19 protein-coding genes are annotated in these 17,444 nt (G+C 24.7%); 12 read left to right on the top strand and 7 right to left on the bottom strand.

All coding sequences use genetic code 4. From position 1 onward, the window contains the following. Positions 1 to 44: 44 nt before the first annotated feature. A complete protein-coding gene (locus AACL11_RS07660; protein ID WP_252319108.1) occupies positions 45 to 1,289 on the bottom strand; it encodes an ISNCY family transposase in 1,245 nt (414 codons plus the stop codon). Between the two features lie 214 nt (positions 1,290 to 1,503). Between AACL11_RS07660 and AACL11_RS07665 the strand changes: the two genes are divergently transcribed. Further along, positions 1,504 to 1,815 (top strand): hypothetical protein, encoded by a 312-nt coding sequence (locus AACL11_RS07665; protein WP_338987220.1) that lies wholly within the window; start codon positions 1,504 to 1,506, stop codon positions 1,813 to 1,815. Positions 1,816 to 1,822: 7 nt separating this feature from the next. On the opposite strand, the gene AACL11_RS07670 is transcribed toward AACL11_RS07665, so the two are convergent. From AACL11_RS07670 to AACL11_RS07680, 3 genes are all read right to left on the bottom strand, one after another. Continuing rightward, positions 1,823 to 2,395 (bottom strand): IS630 family transposase, encoded by a 573-nt coding sequence (locus AACL11_RS07670; RefSeq protein WP_338988471.1) that lies wholly within the window; start codon positions 2,393 to 2,395, stop codon positions 1,823 to 1,825. After that, positions 2,352 to 2,711, bottom strand: a complete 360-nt coding sequence (locus AACL11_RS07675; RefSeq protein WP_338973555.1) for a helix-turn-helix domain-containing protein — start codon at positions 2,709 to 2,711, stop codon at positions 2,352 to 2,354. Before AACL11_RS07675 ends, AACL11_RS07670 begins: the two co-directional genes overlap by 44 nt. 234 nt (positions 2,712 to 2,945) lie before the next feature. Then, positions 2,946 to 3,869, bottom strand: coding sequence for a hypothetical protein (locus tag AACL11_RS07680; RefSeq protein WP_338987222.1), 924 nt, complete (start codon positions 3,867 to 3,869; stop codon positions 2,946 to 2,948). A 414-nt stretch (positions 3,870 to 4,283) separates the two neighbouring features. Between AACL11_RS07680 and AACL11_RS07685 the strand changes: the two genes are divergently transcribed. Further along, positions 4,284 to 4,748 carry a hypothetical protein gene (locus tag AACL11_RS07685; RefSeq protein ID WP_338987225.1) on the top strand — a complete coding sequence of 155 codons (465 nt, stop codon included), beginning with the start codon at positions 4,284 to 4,286 and terminating at the stop codon, positions 4,746 to 4,748. Positions 4,749 to 4,821: 73 nt separating this feature from the next. Here AACL11_RS07685 and AACL11_RS07690 read toward each other — a convergent pair whose 3' ends face one another. Continuing rightward, positions 4,822 to 6,315: a YfcC family protein gene (locus AACL11_RS07690; protein ID WP_338987226.1), complete on the bottom strand. Its 1,494-nt coding sequence runs from the start codon at positions 6,313 to 6,315 to the stop codon at positions 4,822 to 4,824. A 342-nt stretch (positions 6,316 to 6,657) separates the two neighbouring features. Between AACL11_RS07690 and AACL11_RS07695 the strand changes: the two genes are divergently transcribed. From AACL11_RS07695 to AACL11_RS07715, 5 genes are all read left to right on the top strand, one after another. Next, positions 6,658 to 8,418: an APC family permease gene (locus AACL11_RS07695; RefSeq protein WP_252319387.1), complete on the top strand. Its 1,761-nt coding sequence runs from the start codon at positions 6,658 to 6,660 to the stop codon at positions 8,416 to 8,418. Between the two features lie 256 nt (positions 8,419 to 8,674). Next, positions 8,675 to 9,532, top strand: coding sequence for a hypothetical protein (locus AACL11_RS07700; RefSeq protein ID WP_338987230.1), 858 nt, complete (start codon positions 8,675 to 8,677; stop codon positions 9,530 to 9,532). Between the two features lie 212 nt (positions 9,533 to 9,744). Then, on the top strand, positions 9,745 to 9,885 hold the full coding sequence (locus AACL11_RS07705) for a hypothetical protein (protein WP_338987233.1): 141 nt from the start codon (positions 9,745 to 9,747) through the stop codon (positions 9,883 to 9,885). 107 nt (positions 9,886 to 9,992) lie between these two features. Continuing rightward, positions 9,993 to 10,637: a hypothetical protein gene (locus tag AACL11_RS07710; RefSeq protein ID WP_338987236.1), complete on the top strand. Its 645-nt coding sequence runs from the start codon at positions 9,993 to 9,995 to the stop codon at positions 10,635 to 10,637. A gap of 170 nt (positions 10,638 to 10,807) precedes the next feature. Continuing rightward, positions 10,808 to 11,272, top strand: coding sequence for a hypothetical protein (locus AACL11_RS07715; RefSeq protein ID WP_252319384.1), 465 nt, complete (start codon positions 10,808 to 10,810; stop codon positions 11,270 to 11,272). 72 nt (positions 11,273 to 11,344) lie between these two features. On the opposite strand, the gene AACL11_RS07720 is transcribed toward AACL11_RS07715, so the two are convergent. Further along, on the bottom strand, positions 11,345 to 11,614 hold the full coding sequence (locus AACL11_RS07720; protein WP_338987240.1) for a hypothetical protein: 270 nt from the start codon (positions 11,612 to 11,614) through the stop codon (positions 11,345 to 11,347). Between the two features lie 177 nt (positions 11,615 to 11,791). Between AACL11_RS07720 and AACL11_RS07725 the strand changes: the two genes are divergently transcribed. Then, positions 11,792 to 12,805, top strand: a complete 1,014-nt coding sequence (locus AACL11_RS07725) for an IS3 family transposase (protein ID WP_338986622.1) — start codon at positions 11,792 to 11,794, stop codon at positions 12,803 to 12,805. Between the two features lie 278 nt (positions 12,806 to 13,083). Here AACL11_RS07725 and mnmA read toward each other — a convergent pair whose 3' ends face one another. Beyond that, positions 13,084 to 14,199, bottom strand: a complete 1,116-nt coding sequence (gene mnmA, locus AACL11_RS07730; protein ID WP_338987243.1) for a tRNA 2-thiouridine(34) synthase MnmA — start codon at positions 14,197 to 14,199, stop codon at positions 13,084 to 13,086. A 398-nt stretch (positions 14,200 to 14,597) separates the two neighbouring features. Here mnmA and AACL11_RS07735 point away from each other — a divergent pair, with 398 nt between their 5' ends. From AACL11_RS07735 to AACL11_RS07750, 4 genes are all read left to right on the top strand, one after another. Further along, positions 14,598 to 14,957, top strand: coding sequence for a helix-turn-helix domain-containing protein (locus tag AACL11_RS07735; RefSeq protein WP_338973555.1), 360 nt, complete (start codon positions 14,598 to 14,600; stop codon positions 14,955 to 14,957). 28 nt (positions 14,958 to 14,985) lie between these two features. Continuing rightward, a complete protein-coding gene (locus tag AACL11_RS07740; protein WP_338988468.1) occupies positions 14,986 to 15,486 on the top strand; it encodes an IS630 family transposase in 501 nt (166 codons plus the stop codon). Positions 15,487 to 15,599: 113 nt separating this feature from the next. Next, a complete protein-coding gene (locus AACL11_RS07745; RefSeq protein WP_338987246.1) occupies positions 15,600 to 15,923 on the top strand; it encodes a hypothetical protein in 324 nt (107 codons plus the stop codon). A gap of 200 nt (positions 15,924 to 16,123) precedes the next feature. Next, positions 16,124 to 17,362, top strand: a complete 1,239-nt coding sequence (locus AACL11_RS07750) for an IS256 family transposase (protein ID WP_338987249.1) — start codon at positions 16,124 to 16,126, stop codon at positions 17,360 to 17,362. Positions 17,363 to 17,444: the final 82 nt, after the last annotated feature.

Below are 17,444 nucleotides of genomic sequence, written 5' to 3' on the forward strand. Positions count from 1 at the left end.
CTCTTATAGAATTCTATTTTTTGCCTAATTTTAATTATGTATTATTAATAACCATATCTTCAAGGATGGTCTTTATTTGGTATATAAACTTTTTTAGTTTTTATCAAATCTTCTTTGATAATTGGCTTTAGTGGTATTTCTTTTAGTTGATATATTTGATTATTATAACTAAGATATAACTCATTAATAAACGATTTAAGTACAATTACGTCAGTTCTGGGTTGTATATATTGAACTTTATTATTTTTATAAGAAAAATACTTTTTACCATAGTATGTTATAGTTGAACCACTATCTGTTTTTCTTTTAGAAAATCTTGAAAGATAAATATTTATTTCTTCTTGTATAGGAGCTTTAATCATAGCAGATTTATTATCATCAATAGGAAAACCGAATTGTTTATTAAAAATACTTATGTATATTTTAAGAAATTGATTAGCTTCTTTTAAATTTTTAATTTTATTAAGTCTAAGTTCACTAATTAATCGACTTTGAAGCGTTCCAAATAAGCGTTCGATTCTACCTTTAGCTTGTGGAATTGAAGTTCTAATTATTTCAACACCTAAATCATTACAGCACTTTTGAAATTGAGTATAAGTATCATTTTCTGTATTTATATTTCCTGCATCAATTTTTTTCTTATATCCAAAAACTGTTCTGTTATCAGTATAAAATGTTTTTGGTATGCCATATTTAGTTAAAATTTGATAAAAAACATTATAATAACCATCTAATGTTTCTTGATGATCAAATCATAGTCCAACAATATTTCCTGTAGCATCATCAATTGCAGCATGTAAAAATGCTTTTGGTTTATCATTACCAAATCAATGATGATTACTTGCATCCATTTGAATTAATTCACCAAAATTTGTTCTACGATTTCTAGTTGGATGTAAGTTATTTTTTTTATTTTTATGTCTTTTTGGTGAAATAATTTTTTCTTTGATTAATATAGTATAAAGTGTGCTATATGAAATTTTAATTTTTTCTTCACTAATTATTTTTTCATGAAAATGTTGAAAATTAAAATTATAATATTTTGTTTTATATAAGTTTATAATTTTATTTTTGATTTCAATTTTTGTTACTTTATTAGAAATTTTATTTCTAGATTTATGAATAAAACCAACTTTACCTTCTCTATTGAAAATTTTAATTAATTGGTTAATTCTTCTAATAGTTAGGTTAAGTTTATTCTTGGCCTGATGTTTAGATAATTTATTAATAATAATGTCATTTATAATTTTATATTTATATTTTTCTTTCATAGTCATGCTTCTTTCCATATTTATCACCAAGTATATTTAACCTCACTTTTTGGGAAATTTTCACTCGATAACTAATAGGAAATTATCACTAAATAATGACAAAGTAAGTATTATTGTTGACTAATATTTTACAAGTGTTAAAATTACAATACAATTGCATATTGAAGTCAAAATTATTCTCGTCTAACTTTATAATTTTAAGACAAATTTGAATATTATTGACAACATCGGTATGCTCCCAATTATTTTAACACCATGTTTATGAAAACAATTAGATAAATTAAATAATAGTTTTGAGATATCGCAATATTTAAGAAATGAACAAATATTTTGTTATCTTTCTTTAGAGCCAAATTCTGATAAAATTTTAAATTATGCTTTTGAACAATTGGCAGTTTTAATTTTTAATAATAAAAAATATGTTAATGATGCTTTTCTTAAGTTTAAAGTAGGTGTTGTTTTAGAATTTGAAGCAGTAGTGCATGAACAATTTCAATTAAAACAAATTTCGGCAATGAAAGTTAATAGCGAAGAATTAAAATAATATATAGCTAACTAAAGTAATGTTTACTCATATCTTGAAAAACAAAATCAATCGCGTTTTTAATATTTGGTCAATAATTTGGTAATATTTTTCTTATATTATGTTTTATAGCAAATCAAAAATGTTCAATTGGATTTAAATTAGGAGAATATGGTGGAAGAAATAATAGTTTGCATCCAGCATTTTCAATTAATTGTTTTGTTGCTTTAGATTTATGAAACGTCGCATTATCTAAAACTATAATTTGTCCACACTTTAATACTGGAATTAGTATATTTTTAACATATGATTCAAAAATTTTACTATTGCAATGTCCTTCAAATGCTCATAGAGCTTTTAATTTACCTTTATTTAGTGCACCAATTATACTCATTCTCTTTATTTTATATGCAGGTTTATTATCAAATAATCTTTTACCTTTTTCAGACCAACCATATTTATAAAATTCATTATCATCAATTCCAGATTCATCAATATATACCAAATCTTCATTCATTATTTTCGCTATTTCTTTTAAAAAATCTTCTTGTTTATTTTTATCTCTTTGTTCATATAGAAAAGTTTTTTTTATATGTATAATTTAGTTTTTTGAAATAGTTATAAACTGTTTCTTTTGTCATATCACCAAATTTTTCAATTACTTTTTGAACTGTAACATCTTTATTTTCTGCTAAATAATTTTTTAATTCATCTAAATCCTTTATTTTGTGGCTATGTCCTTTTTGATAATTCAAAATTGGTTTTATATTTCCGGTTTTTTGCTTTCTTTTTCTTCATAAAAATAAAGTCTTTCTAGTGATATTGAACACTTTACAAATTTCTTTAATTTTCATGTTTTTACTTTCATAAACTTCTATTACTTTTCTTCGTAAGTCCTCACTGTATGGTTTTGGCATAATTTAATCTTCCTAATCTATTTTAATTATTGCTGAATTATACTTGTAAGTGCAAGAATTGTTTAAATTACATATTATTATTTTACATTATTTATGAGTAAACATTACTTTCGTTAGCTATATATTATTTTGAAGTAAAAAATAAGGTAATACTAGTCTAGTATTACCTTAATTAATATATTTTAGAAAAGTTGAATAATGATTTATACTAATCATATCATTATTATTTTACTATTAATTGTTTATTCTTATTATTATTGTTGACTTTAAAGAAATAGTTTCTTGGTTTTTTACTAAAGCAATAGAAAGTGTTAGTTCATCTCCGTCTGTTAAATTATTTGGACGAGGGAATGCTCCCCTTCTTTCAAAACTTATAACATTAAATTTTGCTTTTCAACCAACTAATTGTTCAAAGTTATTAAATTTAATAGCTTTTTCAGTTCTGCTTTTGCTTATTAATGGTACTTCTGTTTTATCTTTTAATCATTTATTAACAGTTTCTTCTAATTTATAACCCGCTTGGAAATACTCAATAGAACTTCCTTCATAAACAAATTCATTATAACTTAACTTAGCAGGACTATCACTTGCAAAAATATTAAATAAAGCATCAGTTCCAGTCATTACTTTTACTGTATATTTATCCCCTAAATTTGTTTTACCATCTTCTTTAAAGAATTGTAAATTATATGTCCCATCACCAACTACAAGTTTTTCATCATCATTTGGTTCTACAAATTTACTAGTAGAAACTTTTATATTAGATATTTTATTTTTAATTTTAGCAACTTCCGCTGCATCAAAAGTACCATCTTCAGGTGTTGTTCCTGATGTTAATTTCTGTTGTAAAACAGATTTTAAAAAATAGAAACTGTCTTTATCTTTAGCTTTGGCTTGACCAGTAGTTGCCTCTTTTTCTAATAATTTAGTAACCAAAATATCGGAATTATCAATTAAGAAAAAGGATGTATCTTTTTCTCAATCAAGTCTAATAGTTTTTAAACCGTTTCCTTCATCATTTGTTAAACCTAAATTTATTGATACTTGATCTAGTAATATTTTTACCTGATCTTCTTTGTTGTTACCACAAGCTATAACAGTAGTTACTGGTACTGTTGTTATGACACTAGCACCTAATAACTTTAATAATGTTCTCATATTCCTCATTTTTCTCTTAATCTCCTCAGTTAAATCTAGAATAGATGTGAGAAATTATCTTCAATAATCTTATGTAAAACATATTATTTTAAATAACTCACTAACACTATTATAATACATAAAAAAAATTTTATGGTTTTTTTACATCTTTAAGAGTGTATTTATAAATTATTAATAGTAAAATTAAATAAAAAACACTTATAATTTTAATTTTTAATATAATCAAAATATATTAAAAATATTTAAGATTTTAATTAAAAATTAAAATTATATTAGTATTTATTGTTATAAAGTAATATCTGAAAAAAATAAAAATAATAAAGTATAATATTTCTATAAATAAAAAAATATAAGTTTTTGACCTATTGTTTAAGTTTTAAGCAAGTAGGTTTTTTATTTTGAAAGGGGAAAAATATGAATTTAAAATTTTTACTATCTGAAATAAAAGTTGATTATAAAGAAATTATAGAAATTTTTAGAAAAATAGAAGCAAAAAAGGAAAATATTAAATCATTATGAGATGAATTAAGTAAGTATAAACAGCAATTACAGAAAGAAAAAAGTGATGATAATATTAACCAAAAATTATTAATTATTTATAAAGTTTCTGCTTTTGTTGAAGAAATGTTGTTAAATTCTTATCAATCAACAGAATATGATCCTGCTACTAGAAAAATAATTAGAGACAGTAAAATGGGTGAAAATTTTGTAAATGATTGAAATAATATTAATAAAATATTAGAACAAATTTTTTTACCAGAAGATGAAGTTGTAGAAATTTCAGAATTAGCAGATGATCAATTAAGTCTACTAAATAATGAACAAACGCAAACAAATCGTGAAAGTGAATGTTTTCCCAAACGATGTTTAATTTTATAAAAATGAAATAAAAATTAAAAAACTTTTCTCTAATTAGAGAAAAGTTTTAATTAACATAGTGCTTTAAATTTTACTAAAATATTGATTGAGGTAATAAAGTTCCAATACTTAACATTATTAAGGCAAAGACAGTAATACCAATAGTATATGGTCAGATTGCTCGATAAAAACTTGTTAGGGGAACTTTAGCAATGGCAAGTCCTGCCATCATTACACCTGCACTTGGTGCAAATAAATTAATTCAACCACTAGCCATAACAAAAGTAGTAATCATTCCTGAACCTAATCCTAAAGGAATTACTATTTTTGAAACAATAGGGAAAACAGCTTTTGCAAATCCTGATGTTGAAGGAATAACAAAGGCAATCAAAAGAAAAGCAAAAAAACCAATAATAACAATAGCAAATCTTGGCAATTTATCAATACTTTGCAATTGACCAACAACAACATGTTGCATTCCTGAATGTTGTAATGATCAGCCAATTCCACCAGCAACAGCAATTATTAAAGCAACACCTAATAATTCTGAAGAACCACTAATAAAATTACGAACATATTGTTCTTCGCCTTTTCAATCAATTGCTGCAATGATAATTGAAACAAAGAAAAATAAGAAAGCTAACATTTCAATATTTCAGTCACCAAATGCATTAATTTGACTTGTGAAATATGGAAAATATTTAATTAATGTATTGTGAAAATCATCAAAAATAGTTGTTCCTGTAATTTTACCTCATGGAATAATACAAAGCACCATAATTAAAAATGTTAATCCAAATAGTGCTAAAATAATTTTACGACGTTTAGTAAATTCAGGTATTTCTTCTTTATTAATAAATTCTTCATGATGCTCACTATGTAAGTGAAAAACAACTGATTTTTCAGGATTACGTTTAACACGGATTGCATATCACATAACAAAAGCAATAGTACCGATAGTTGCTAAAAATCAACAAATTAAACGTCAGATGATTCCATCACCCGGATTTAAACCACTAGCTTGTGAAGCTGTGGCAATAGCAAAGGGATTAAGTGTTGAAAACATAACACCAACACCAGCACCCAATAAAATCATTAATACAGCTGTAACAACATCAAAACCAGCAGCTAACATTGCTGGAATAATAATTAAATAGTAAGGAATAGTTTCTTCACACATTCCTTCAACTGTTCCACCAATCGATAGGATAGTCATAATTGAAGGAATAATTCAAATTTCTTTTCCGTTTAGACGTTTAACTAAACGACCAATTCCTGCATCTAGTGCACCTGATTTCATGACTATGCCAATATATCCACCAATTACTAAAACAAAAACAATAATATCACTGCTACCAATGAAACTTTTAATTGGAGCCAAAAATAAGTCCATGATACCTAATGGCCCACCGTCTTGTCAGGGGTTATCAGTGCTTACAGGCTTTGATTCATCTTCTAATCATTTACCTGTTGTTCCTGGAATCCAAGAAATAATAATAATTAGAGCAATAATAAAGAATAAGACTGTAATTGCTGTTGGCATTTTAAATGGAAATAAACGAAATTTTTTCTTTTTGGTAATTCCCATATATGATTAATACCTCCTTCTTTATTTTTTTAAAAGTATTATTATATAATACACTATTTATCATGTAGAATAAAAGATGTTTAAGCTTATTTTTTAAAATAACTTATTAAAAAAGTAGTATTTTTATTTAAGTAACATTATTATAATAATAGTTTTTAAAAAAATGTTATTTTTTTATTAGTATTATTTGAAAATTTAATTAAATATTAGTAGTATTTTAAAATAAAATTAGTTATTATAAATTACATATATTTTTTTATTTTTTTGATTTTATTGACTATTTCATTAATTAATGAAATCACTTTAAAGGTATATAATTATTATAATTGAAAGGAGAATATTATGTTAAAACTTTTTAAGAAAAAAGAAAGGACAAATCATAAATTAACTTTATCAGAATTAGTCTGGTTTGGTTTTAATTATACTGTTGGAATTACTTTTACTGCTAACTTTGCAATTTTAATTAATAAAGATAGTTTAAATTTAGGTTCTCATATGATTTGAATTTTTTTAGTAGAAGGATTAATTGCAGGAACTTGTGCTTGAGCTTTCTCAAGACTTTCAAGAGTACATCCGGGTAATAATGGTGCTGCTTATATTTATGTTAGAAGTAGTTATGGTCGCTTCTGAGGTTGATTAATTTCTTTTTTACAGTATGCTACTTTACCTGTTATAGTTAGTTCACAAATTGTATCAATGATTAGAATTAACTTTACTGATCCATCTTCTTTTTTATATGCTAATTGAGGAGTATGACAACATTTAGGATTAGATTTGATTGGAATTCTAATTTATGGTTTAGCTTCTTGTGTATTATTTTTAGGAATGGCTGCATTTAAAAAATTTGTGAATATTTCTAGTTATTTAAAATGAGGAACAACTTTTTTATTAATCATAGCAACTATTATATTATTTGTGATGGCAGGAACTTCAAATTGAGATATGACTACTTCTCATCAACAATTAACTGCTAATAACTTTTCACAAGCTTTTGCCATGTGTTTCTTTTTCTTTTTAGGATTTGAAACCTATTCAACAATTGGTAAAAATGTTAGAAATCCTGAAAAAAATATTAGTCGTTCATTAGTTATTGTTATGATTTTATCTACTATTTTTTATATGGCAGTAACAATCCTTATGATTGGTGCTGTTGCTGGTAATTTTTCAGATAATCCCAACTTAAGTATTTTTAAAATTTTAGGTGATAAAGCTCATGCACAATGATTAGGAATAATTGGTATCCTTGTAATGTTAATTTGTACTATTTCATTAAAGTCTAATGCTGGAATGCAAAATGCTTTATATAGTGGTGCTATTTTAGAACCATTATCTGTTGAGGGGTATATTTCACCTAAATATAAAGAATTATCAAAAGATAACATTCCATTTAAAGCTTCTAGATTAAATTTAGTTATTACTTTTTCTTCAGCTTTTGTATGATTAATTTTACCTGATATTATTGGAGTAATAGTTGATACGTTGCATCCTGTTTATAAGGATGGACAATTAGTTTTAAGTTCGATTGTTAATTATGGAACATTAACTGCTGAAGCCGGTATTATTATGGTTATTATTTATGTTTTTGTACTTTCCATTGCAATTAAACTGTCTATAGAAAAGAAATTGAAAAAAAATATTTTTGAAATTATTATTTGACTTGCAGCAACACTTTTCTTAGTTTGACAATTTGAAGAATGATTAAGATCTTTAATCAATGGTTTAATTTCGGGTGCAAGTCTTATTGGTAAAGGTGGAACTGATACTACAAAAGGAATATCTGATATAACTTCTAATGTTTTACAATTAATTTATTTAATTGCTAGCATTGCGTTTGCTCTAATTTGATACTTTGCTTATTATAAGCCAATGCAAAGAAAAAGAATGCTTACAAATCCTAAATTACAAGAAGAATTGGATAGCGAATTTAGAGTGAAAGATGATTGACCTTTTGTTGCAAAAAATCTACAAAATGAAATTGAAAATTATTTAGTACGTAATGTTTTAATTAATGGTGATGATAAAAACCCTAATTATACAATTGCTAAAAATGTACGTAAAGAATTATTGATGTCAGAAGGCGAATGGCGTGAAGACGAAGAATAAAAAAAGTTTAAAAATGTATTGGTTATTATAACTAATACATTTTTAGTATTTATTATTTTTGATAAATTTTTATAGTAATATTAAAGGTGTTAATAATGAATATTTTTTTATATTATTATAAAGTATATTGATGGTAGAAAGTAAAATATGATGTATAATGTTAATTGGATTCATTTCAATATTATGTTTAGAAGTAATTCTAAATTGTGGTTATTGTATTTGTAGTTCAAAAGTCATATTATTGGAGGTACTATATATGAATATGAAAAATATATTAAGATTAATGGGTGCATTAACATTAACAACAGCAGCTACTACTTCAGTTGTTGCTTGTGGTGATAAAGCTGGTGTAGCCATGAACGTAGAAGTATCAAAACAATTAGGGTTAACAGATGAAAAAGGAGAAGGTGTACAAACAGCTTCACTTGATACAACTGTCAAGGATAATGTTAGTTGAGTTGTTGCTGAAGCATCAGCAATTAAAGCTAGTAAATTATTAGGAGAGGGAGATAAAGCGGCAAATCAATCATGTTTTGATTTTATTACTAATGTATTAAAAGTTAAACCAAAAGAGGGAACTACTTTTGCTGATGGAGTTTTTGATAAAGCTGTATTAGACGCAATAACTGCTGAAGTTACTAATATTAAAGCAGAATTAGCTAAAATGGATGATAGTAAAGATTATGCTATTACTGGTGGTACTTTTAACTTCCAATTTAAAAAAGGTGAAGAGGCACTTGGTGATGTTTATGGCATTAAGTTAAAAGCTGATAAAACAAAAGGTGTTATTGCTGCTGGTCTTGCTGCAATAGCTGGTAAAATTGAAATAGTAGATACTGATGTTGTTACAAATTCAAATATTTTATTTGTAAAAGATGGAAATATTCCACCAGGTGCTAAACAAGGAGCAGCAATAAGTATTGTTGATAAAACAGATAATGGAAAACAATTTATGGCTTTAAATACGTTAACTGGCTTAAAAATTTCTGCGCAAATGGAATCGACTGATGCTGAAGGAACATGAGCAGAAGGTAAAAAATTAGAAATAAGTTATAAAACAGGTGATGTTAATTTTGATCCTACTACTGTAAAAACTACATTAACAGTTGCATAATTTTATAAAATAAAAATAAATTACTCCTTTTAATTTAAAAGGAGTAATTTATTTTTAAAAAATGTTTATTTTTCATATTTTTAAACATTATAAACATATAGTATATAATAAATATTGGAGAACTTATTATACGATGTTATATTAAAAAAAGTAACTAAGTTATTGATTTATAGTTATTATAATAAGTTTAAAGAATATTATTGGAGGTATATGTGAATATGAAAAATATATTAAGATTAATGGGTGCCCTTGCATTAACAGTAGGAGCAACTCCTTCAGTTGTTGCGTGCGGTAATAATGGTTCAAATATTCCTAATAATCCGCAATTAAATGGGAAATATGCAGAATATTAGGATGATATAGTGATGAAAATACAAGTATAATTGATGAAGTAATAAATTTTGATAATCTTGGAACTTGTATTATCACTGCTGACTCTACTAATCTTATTAAAGATAATTTGTTTAAAGAAAAGTTATTAGTTGAAGGTTCTACTGATGGTAAATGGAAAGCAAAAGATGCTGATGCTGCAACCTTTTTAAGGGAATTGGGATTTACATCTGGTAATCAAGATAATGATTATTCAGAATCCGATGTTGATGCTATTACCAATTTAATTGTAACAATTAAAACTGCTGCTCCAGGTGAAATATCAGTTGCTGACACAACTGACTTTAAAGTAGCGGATGGTATTTGTCAAATTGATATTATGAGTAGCAAAACTGCTGCTAAGCTTGTTAAATCTTATAATATTAATATAAAGGCAGCAAATTTAAATGTTTCAAAGGTAATAACAAGTAATATTATAAAAGAACCTTTAACTGATTTAAAACTAACTGCTGATCAAGGATTCAAGGCCGATCAGCCAACTTCTGGTTTTAAATTAGAGTTTACTGATGAATTAAACAAAACAAAGTTTGAGTCTTTACTTAAAGTATTAAATACATCTTTTACAACTCATTTTTTTAGTTCACCTACCGGCACAGAAGAAATAAAAACTTTTAATGATGGTGAACCCGCATTTTTACAGTTACATTTTTATAGTGTTATTCTTGAAAAAAAATGGCTGTTGGAACTCCAGGCAAATAATAAATTTTCTAATTAATATAAATTAAATTTAAATCTATAATAAAATAATATATTTTATTATAGATTTACTTTATTTCTAAATAATTTAGTTGTAAAATTAAATAAGAACTAATACTTGATTTTTTAAATCTCTTTTCATTTATTTAAATTGAAAAAGGATTTATTTTATTTAAAGGTGGTAATCAAATGGCAAACAAATCATATTATGTTAATGATAACAATCAATTAAAAAATTATAAATTAGAAAAATATAAAATTGATAATGATTTAAAAATTTTATATAAAGTAACAACAACTTATAATGATACTGAACCTAAAATTTTAAAAGCATTACCAATTGAAGAGTTGGATAATAATACTATTGATTCTTTTTTTATGTTGATCAAACAAAATCAATGTGATAATTTTGCTGTATATTATGAAAATAATTATGATATTAAAAAAATTAATGATTTGATTACTAATCAAGAACTAAATTTTACATTTGAACAATTAGATTTTTTAAAGCAATTTTTTATTAGTATTAAAAATGTTGCTATTACTATATTTGATATGCGTATTAAGCCAATTATAAATAATACTGTTGATAGTAATAGTAGTAATAATGGTATTAGTAATACTTTTCAATCTAAACCACGAATTTTAAATTAATATTTTTTTCAAAATAATTTTAGAAAAAAATATCAAAATAAAAACTAAATATTACTTAATTATAATTAGGTTTTACTGATTAAATATTCCCATATTATCATTTTTATCTCATGATCCAATTCTATTTGTAATAATTTTTATACCTTGGCCTTGTGATAAAGTTTTAAAAAATTGATTAATTTCTTCAAAATGTTCAATTATTATTGAAATTGCTGTAGTATAATCTGATTCTAAAATACCACCAGCAAACCCAGTCTCATCTTTTTTAGTAAAATCGATAATAATGTTATAAAATAATTTTTGAAAATTACTTTGATTTTCATCATTATATATTTGTTCCATATTCAAAAAAATATCATAACTAATTTTTATAATTATTCAATCGTGAGCAGCAAAACGATATGTTACTTCAAATTGATTTTCATCATTGAATGTTTGTGGAATGGGCCACTTAGCCCTTTTTACTAGACCATTAATTTAAAAAATCTGAATGTATTCTAAAAACAATTGTGTTATATAATGAACACTAATTTTGACCTGAAAGGATTTTTATTAATGGATAAAATTAAACAAATAGCATTAATAATTAACAAATTAAATATCAAAGAAAAAATTAAAATTATCGATGATTGCAAAAATCAATATTCAATTAGAAACTTATGTCAATATCTTCAATTAAACAGATCAACATATTACTTTTTAAAAAATAAACAAAAACTTATTAAAAAAGAAAAAAATCATATTATTAATTGCAATCATAAATATCAAGAATTATGCCAACTTTTAATCGAATTTCATTCTACAAGAAAAGGTAGAATTTATGGATATTTAAGAATTTTTTCAGCTTTTAAAGAGTGATTAAAACAAGAGAAAAATATCATTTTAAATATAGAATTATCAACAAAACAAATGCGAAAAATTATGAAAAAACACAATATTCAAGGATTAAAACAAACTAAAAATAACTATCCTAAAAACAAAAAAAATCCAAATAAGTGAATACCTACAATGGATAAAGTAAACAAAGATTACAAAAGTACAACCGCTTCAAATCAAATTTGATCAATGGATACTAAACAAATAAACACCAAAGAAGGTTGACTATATCTTTTTGTAATTATTGATTTTTATTCAAATAATGTTGTTAGTTATAATACATTTTCAAATAAATCATATCAAGATTTAATTCTTCCTGCACTTGAAAAAATAAACAACCAATTTTCTTGAAATCAAATAAAAAACGTTATTTTACATTCAGATAACGCCAACGAATTTTATTGTCAAGAAATTACAAAATGAGCAAAAAACAAACAAATAATTTTAAGCAAAAAACAACCATATGATATTGGCGGTAATGTCATATCTGAAAATTGATTTTCACATTTATCTCAAGAATGATTGCCTAAAGACTCAAATCAATATTTAACAATCAATGAAGCTATTAATGATGTAAATCAATATGTTATGTTTTATAATTATGAAAGAATACATTCTAAATTTTTAAAACCACCAATATTACAAATAAAAATTTAGAAATATCTATCAAAATATGGTCCAGTAATTAGGGCTAACCACCATGCTAAGGTAGTTAATATTGTTAATATTTTTTTCATTAAAAATCTCCTTTTTGTTTTTTTCTATAACTTTTATAATAATAGGTTATTTTATATTTTAAAAACGTAAAAAAGAAAATGCAATAAAAGTATCTAAAAACTAAAAAAATAGTTTAATAGTAATTTTTGAATCTTGAAAATTATAAAAAAATATGTAATTAAAAATTTTATTATTTATATTAGTTTTTTAATAATTGATTAGCGAAATATTTGGTCAATAACTCCACCACCAAGACAAATATCACCATCATAAAAAACAGCGGTTTGACCGGGCGTAATAGCGCGTATCTTTTCTGAAAATTCAACCTTAATTTCATCATTATTAATAAAATTAATAATAACAGCAATATCAGATTGACGATAGCGAAATTTTGCATTACATTTTAAAGAGTTTTTTAATGTACTATTATTAATTCAATTCAATGATTTAACAGTACAACTGCTATTCATTAGTCATTTATTTTCATTATCATTAGCAACATAAAGGATATTATTAGTAACATCTTTTTCAACAACAAAATATGGAACTTTCATTCCTGAAAGATTAATACCTTTTCTTTGACCAAGTGTATAGTAGTAAACACCATTGTGATTACCAATAGTAGTTTTGGTATTAATATCAACAATTTTGCCAGGATTAGCTGGTAAATAATTTGTTAAAAATGTTTGAAAATTACGATTACCAATAAAACATATGCCAGTAGAATCTTTTTTTGTTGCTGTTGGTAAATTATATTTTTTTGCTAATTCCCTAACTTCAGTTTTAGTTTTATTACCTAAAGGAAATAAACTATATTTTAATTGTTTTTGTGTTAATTGACATAAAAAATAACTTTGATCTTTATTATCATCAATTCCTTTTAATAACTGATATTGTTTAGTAATTGGATTGTAGTTAATTCGTGCATAGTGCCCCATTGCAATATAATCTGCTTTTAAATTTTTTTGTGCATATTTTAAAAAAGCATCGAATTTAATATATTTGTTACATAGAATATCGGGATTAGGAGTACGACTTTTTTTAAATTCTTCAAGAAAATAAGTAAAAACATTATCTCAATATTCCTTAACAAAATCAATTCTTTCTAATTTAATATTTAATTTTTGGCAAACAGCTAAAGCATCAAGATAATCTTGTTCTTGTGGACAAATATCTTGATTATTGTTACCTTGTAAATCATTATTTAAAAGTGAATCTCAATTACGCATAAAAAGACCAATAACTTCATGGCCTTCTGCTTGTAAAAGTGCTGCTGTTACTGATGAATCAACACCACCACTCATACCAACAACAATGCGTTTTTTTTCTGTCATTTTTTACTCCTTAATACTTTTCATAAATGCTTAATAATTGTAACAAATATATAATAAATACCCAAATAAATATTTTTAAATTATTGAATTTATATATTGATTATTAAGTGATAATCCTTTATACTAATGTTAAAACACATAAAAGCAATTTAACAAAATATGGTTTATAACCACTTTTGTAAAGTTTGTTACTAATGTGTTTTTTATGTTTTAATAAAGAAATAGAGAGAAGAGAAAAAATGCCACAAGAAGAAGAGTTATTAATAAATAATGATATATAGCTAACTAAAGTAATGTTTACTCATAAATAATGTAAAATAATAATATGTAATTTAAACAATTCTTGCACTTACAAGTATAATTCAGCAATAATTAAAATAGATTAGGAAGATTAAATTATGCCAAAACCATACAGTGAGGACTTACGAAGAAAAGTAATAGAAGTTTATGAAAGTAAAAACATGAAAATTAAAGAAATTTGTAAAGTGTTCAATATCACTAGAAAGACTTTATTTTTATGAAGAAAAAGAAAGCAAAAAACCGGAAATATAAAACCAATTTTGAATTATCAAAAAGGACATAGCCACAAAATAAAGGATTTAGATGAATTAAAAAATTATTTAGCAGAAAATAAAGATGTTACAGTTCAAAAAGTAATTGAAAAATTTGGTGATATGACAAAAGAAACAGTTTATAACTATTTCAAAAAACTAAATTATACATATAAAAAAAACTTTTCTATATGAACAAAGAGATAAAAATAAACAAGAAGATTTTTTAAAAGAAATAGCGAAAATAATGAATGAAGATTTGGTATATATTGATGAATCTGGAATTGATGATAATGAATTTTATAAATATGGTTGGTCTGAAAAAGGTAAAAGATTATTTGATAATAAACCTGCATATAAAATAAAGAGAATGAGTATAATTGGTGCACTAAATAAAGGTAAATTAAAAGCTCTATGAGCATTTGAAGGACATTGCAATAGTAAAATTTTTGAATCATATGTTAAAAATATACTAATTCCAGTATTAAAGTGTGGACAAATTATAGTTTTAGATAATGCGACGTTTCATAAATCTAAAGCAACAAAACAATTAATTGAAAATGCTGGATGCAAACTATTATTTCTTCCACCATATTCTCCTAATTTAAATCCAATTGAACATTTTTGATTTGCTATAAAACATAATATAAGAAAAATATTACCAAATTATTGACCAAATATTAAAAACGCGATTGATTTTGTTTTTCAAGATATGAGTAAACATTACTTTAGTTAGCTATAGATACCAATATAGAAGCAAATACTATTAATAATAGTTGAAGTAGTTTAATATGATCAGATACTAAAAAAATAATTGGAACAGCTAGTTTATTAACAGCAGCAGTTGGTTTGAAAACTGTACAACGAGTATTTCAGGTAGCAGTTACTAGTATTGGAACATTTGATTGAAATAAAGTAAATCCTTTAAATAATTTAGTTGATTTTGGAGTAACTCCAGTACAATTGGTAATTAGTACACAAGCAATGAATTTATGAAAATGGGGCGCAGAAAAAATTTGACAAGAGGGAAGAACAATATTTAATAGAACTGCTGATCAAGAAATGAGTCCGCTTTTATCTTTATATCCCGAAATTGGTGTTGAAGAAGGTTATTCATGTCTTTCAAAAACAGCTATCTTTGGAAAAATGCTAATAGCAAAAGCTGGATATTAAATTTCGAATCATTTTATGATTACGGCTTCTAGTATGTATTCAGTTGGTTCTTTAACTAGTTTAGCTGAATATTGAAGTAAAATTATTTATGGCCCAAATATTTATCGGTAATGTTTAGTAATCTGTGTAACTTACAAAAATAACTATGTTTAATTAGTTCTAGTAAATATAATTAATTTTCTAGAAAGAGTGAGTTACAGATGGCTAAAAAGCAAAATATTAATAACAATGATCCAATATCACAAGCAGTAGATTTATTATTAGAAAATACTGAAGATTTAACAACAGTTTTTAAAGAGGGAGGATTATATAAAGAATTAACAAAAAGATTAGTAGAAAAAATGTTGAATTCTGAGATGCAAAATTATTTAGGATATGATAAGAATCAACATAGTAATAGTGACAATGCTCGTAATGGTATAAGTTCAAAAAAATTAATAACCCAACAAGGTAAAATTGAAATTGATGTACCAAGAGATCGTAATAGTAATTTTAATCCTGTAATAGTTGCAAAAAGACAAAGAAGATTTGATGGTTTTGATCAACAAGTTCTTTCTTTATATGCAAAAGGTATGACATTATCAGATATTAGAATGCAATTACAAGAGTTATATCATGGTGCTGATATTAGTGAAAGTGTTATTAGTCAAATTACTGATGATGTTATTGATGACGTCAAAGCATGGCAAAATCGACCATTAGATAGTGTTTATCCGATTGTTTATTTTGATTGTATAGTAGTTAAAGTACGACAAGATAAACGGATTATTAATAAATCAGTTTATATAGCTTTAGGAGTTGATTTAGAAGGTAAAAAAGATGTTTTAGGTTTATGAATTAGTGAAAATGAAGGTTCTAAATTTTGATTAGCCAATTTCACAGAAATGAAAAATCGTGGCTTAAATGATATTCTGATTGCTTGTAGTGATAATTTAACAGGCATGTCAGAAGCAATACAATCAGTTTATCCTAAAACCGAACATCAATTATGCATCGTTCATCAAATTAGAAATAGTTTGAAATATGTCTCATATAAGCATAGAAAATCTCTAGTTGCAGATTTAAAACCAATTTATACTGCATGTAGTGAAGAACAAGCAATGCAAGCTTTAGAATCATTTGAAAATAAATGAACTAAACAATATCCACAAATTGCTAAATCTTGATATAAAAATTGAGATAATTTAATGGTTTTTATTAGTTATCCTGCAGAAATAAAAAGGGTAATTTATACCACAAATGCTATTGAATCTGTTAATAGTCAATTACGAAAAGTCATCAGAAATAAAAAAGTTTTTCCTAACAATATGTCAGTTTTTAAAATATTTTATTTAGCAATTGACAATATAACAAAAAAATGAACAATGCCCATTCAAAATTGAAATACAGCAATTGCTCATTTTATGATAAAATTTGAAGACAGAATTAATCTGAATTAGTAACTTTGTAAAACAAAGAAACACAGATTATTAAAAAACCTCATTTTATCAACAATTATACGAGCAGAAGTTTTATGTTATA

This window comes from Spiroplasma endosymbiont of Dasysyrphus albostriatus (assembly GCF_964019495.1).
GTDB lineage: Bacteria > Bacillota_I > Bacilli_A > Mycoplasmatales > VBWQ01 > Spiroplasma_E.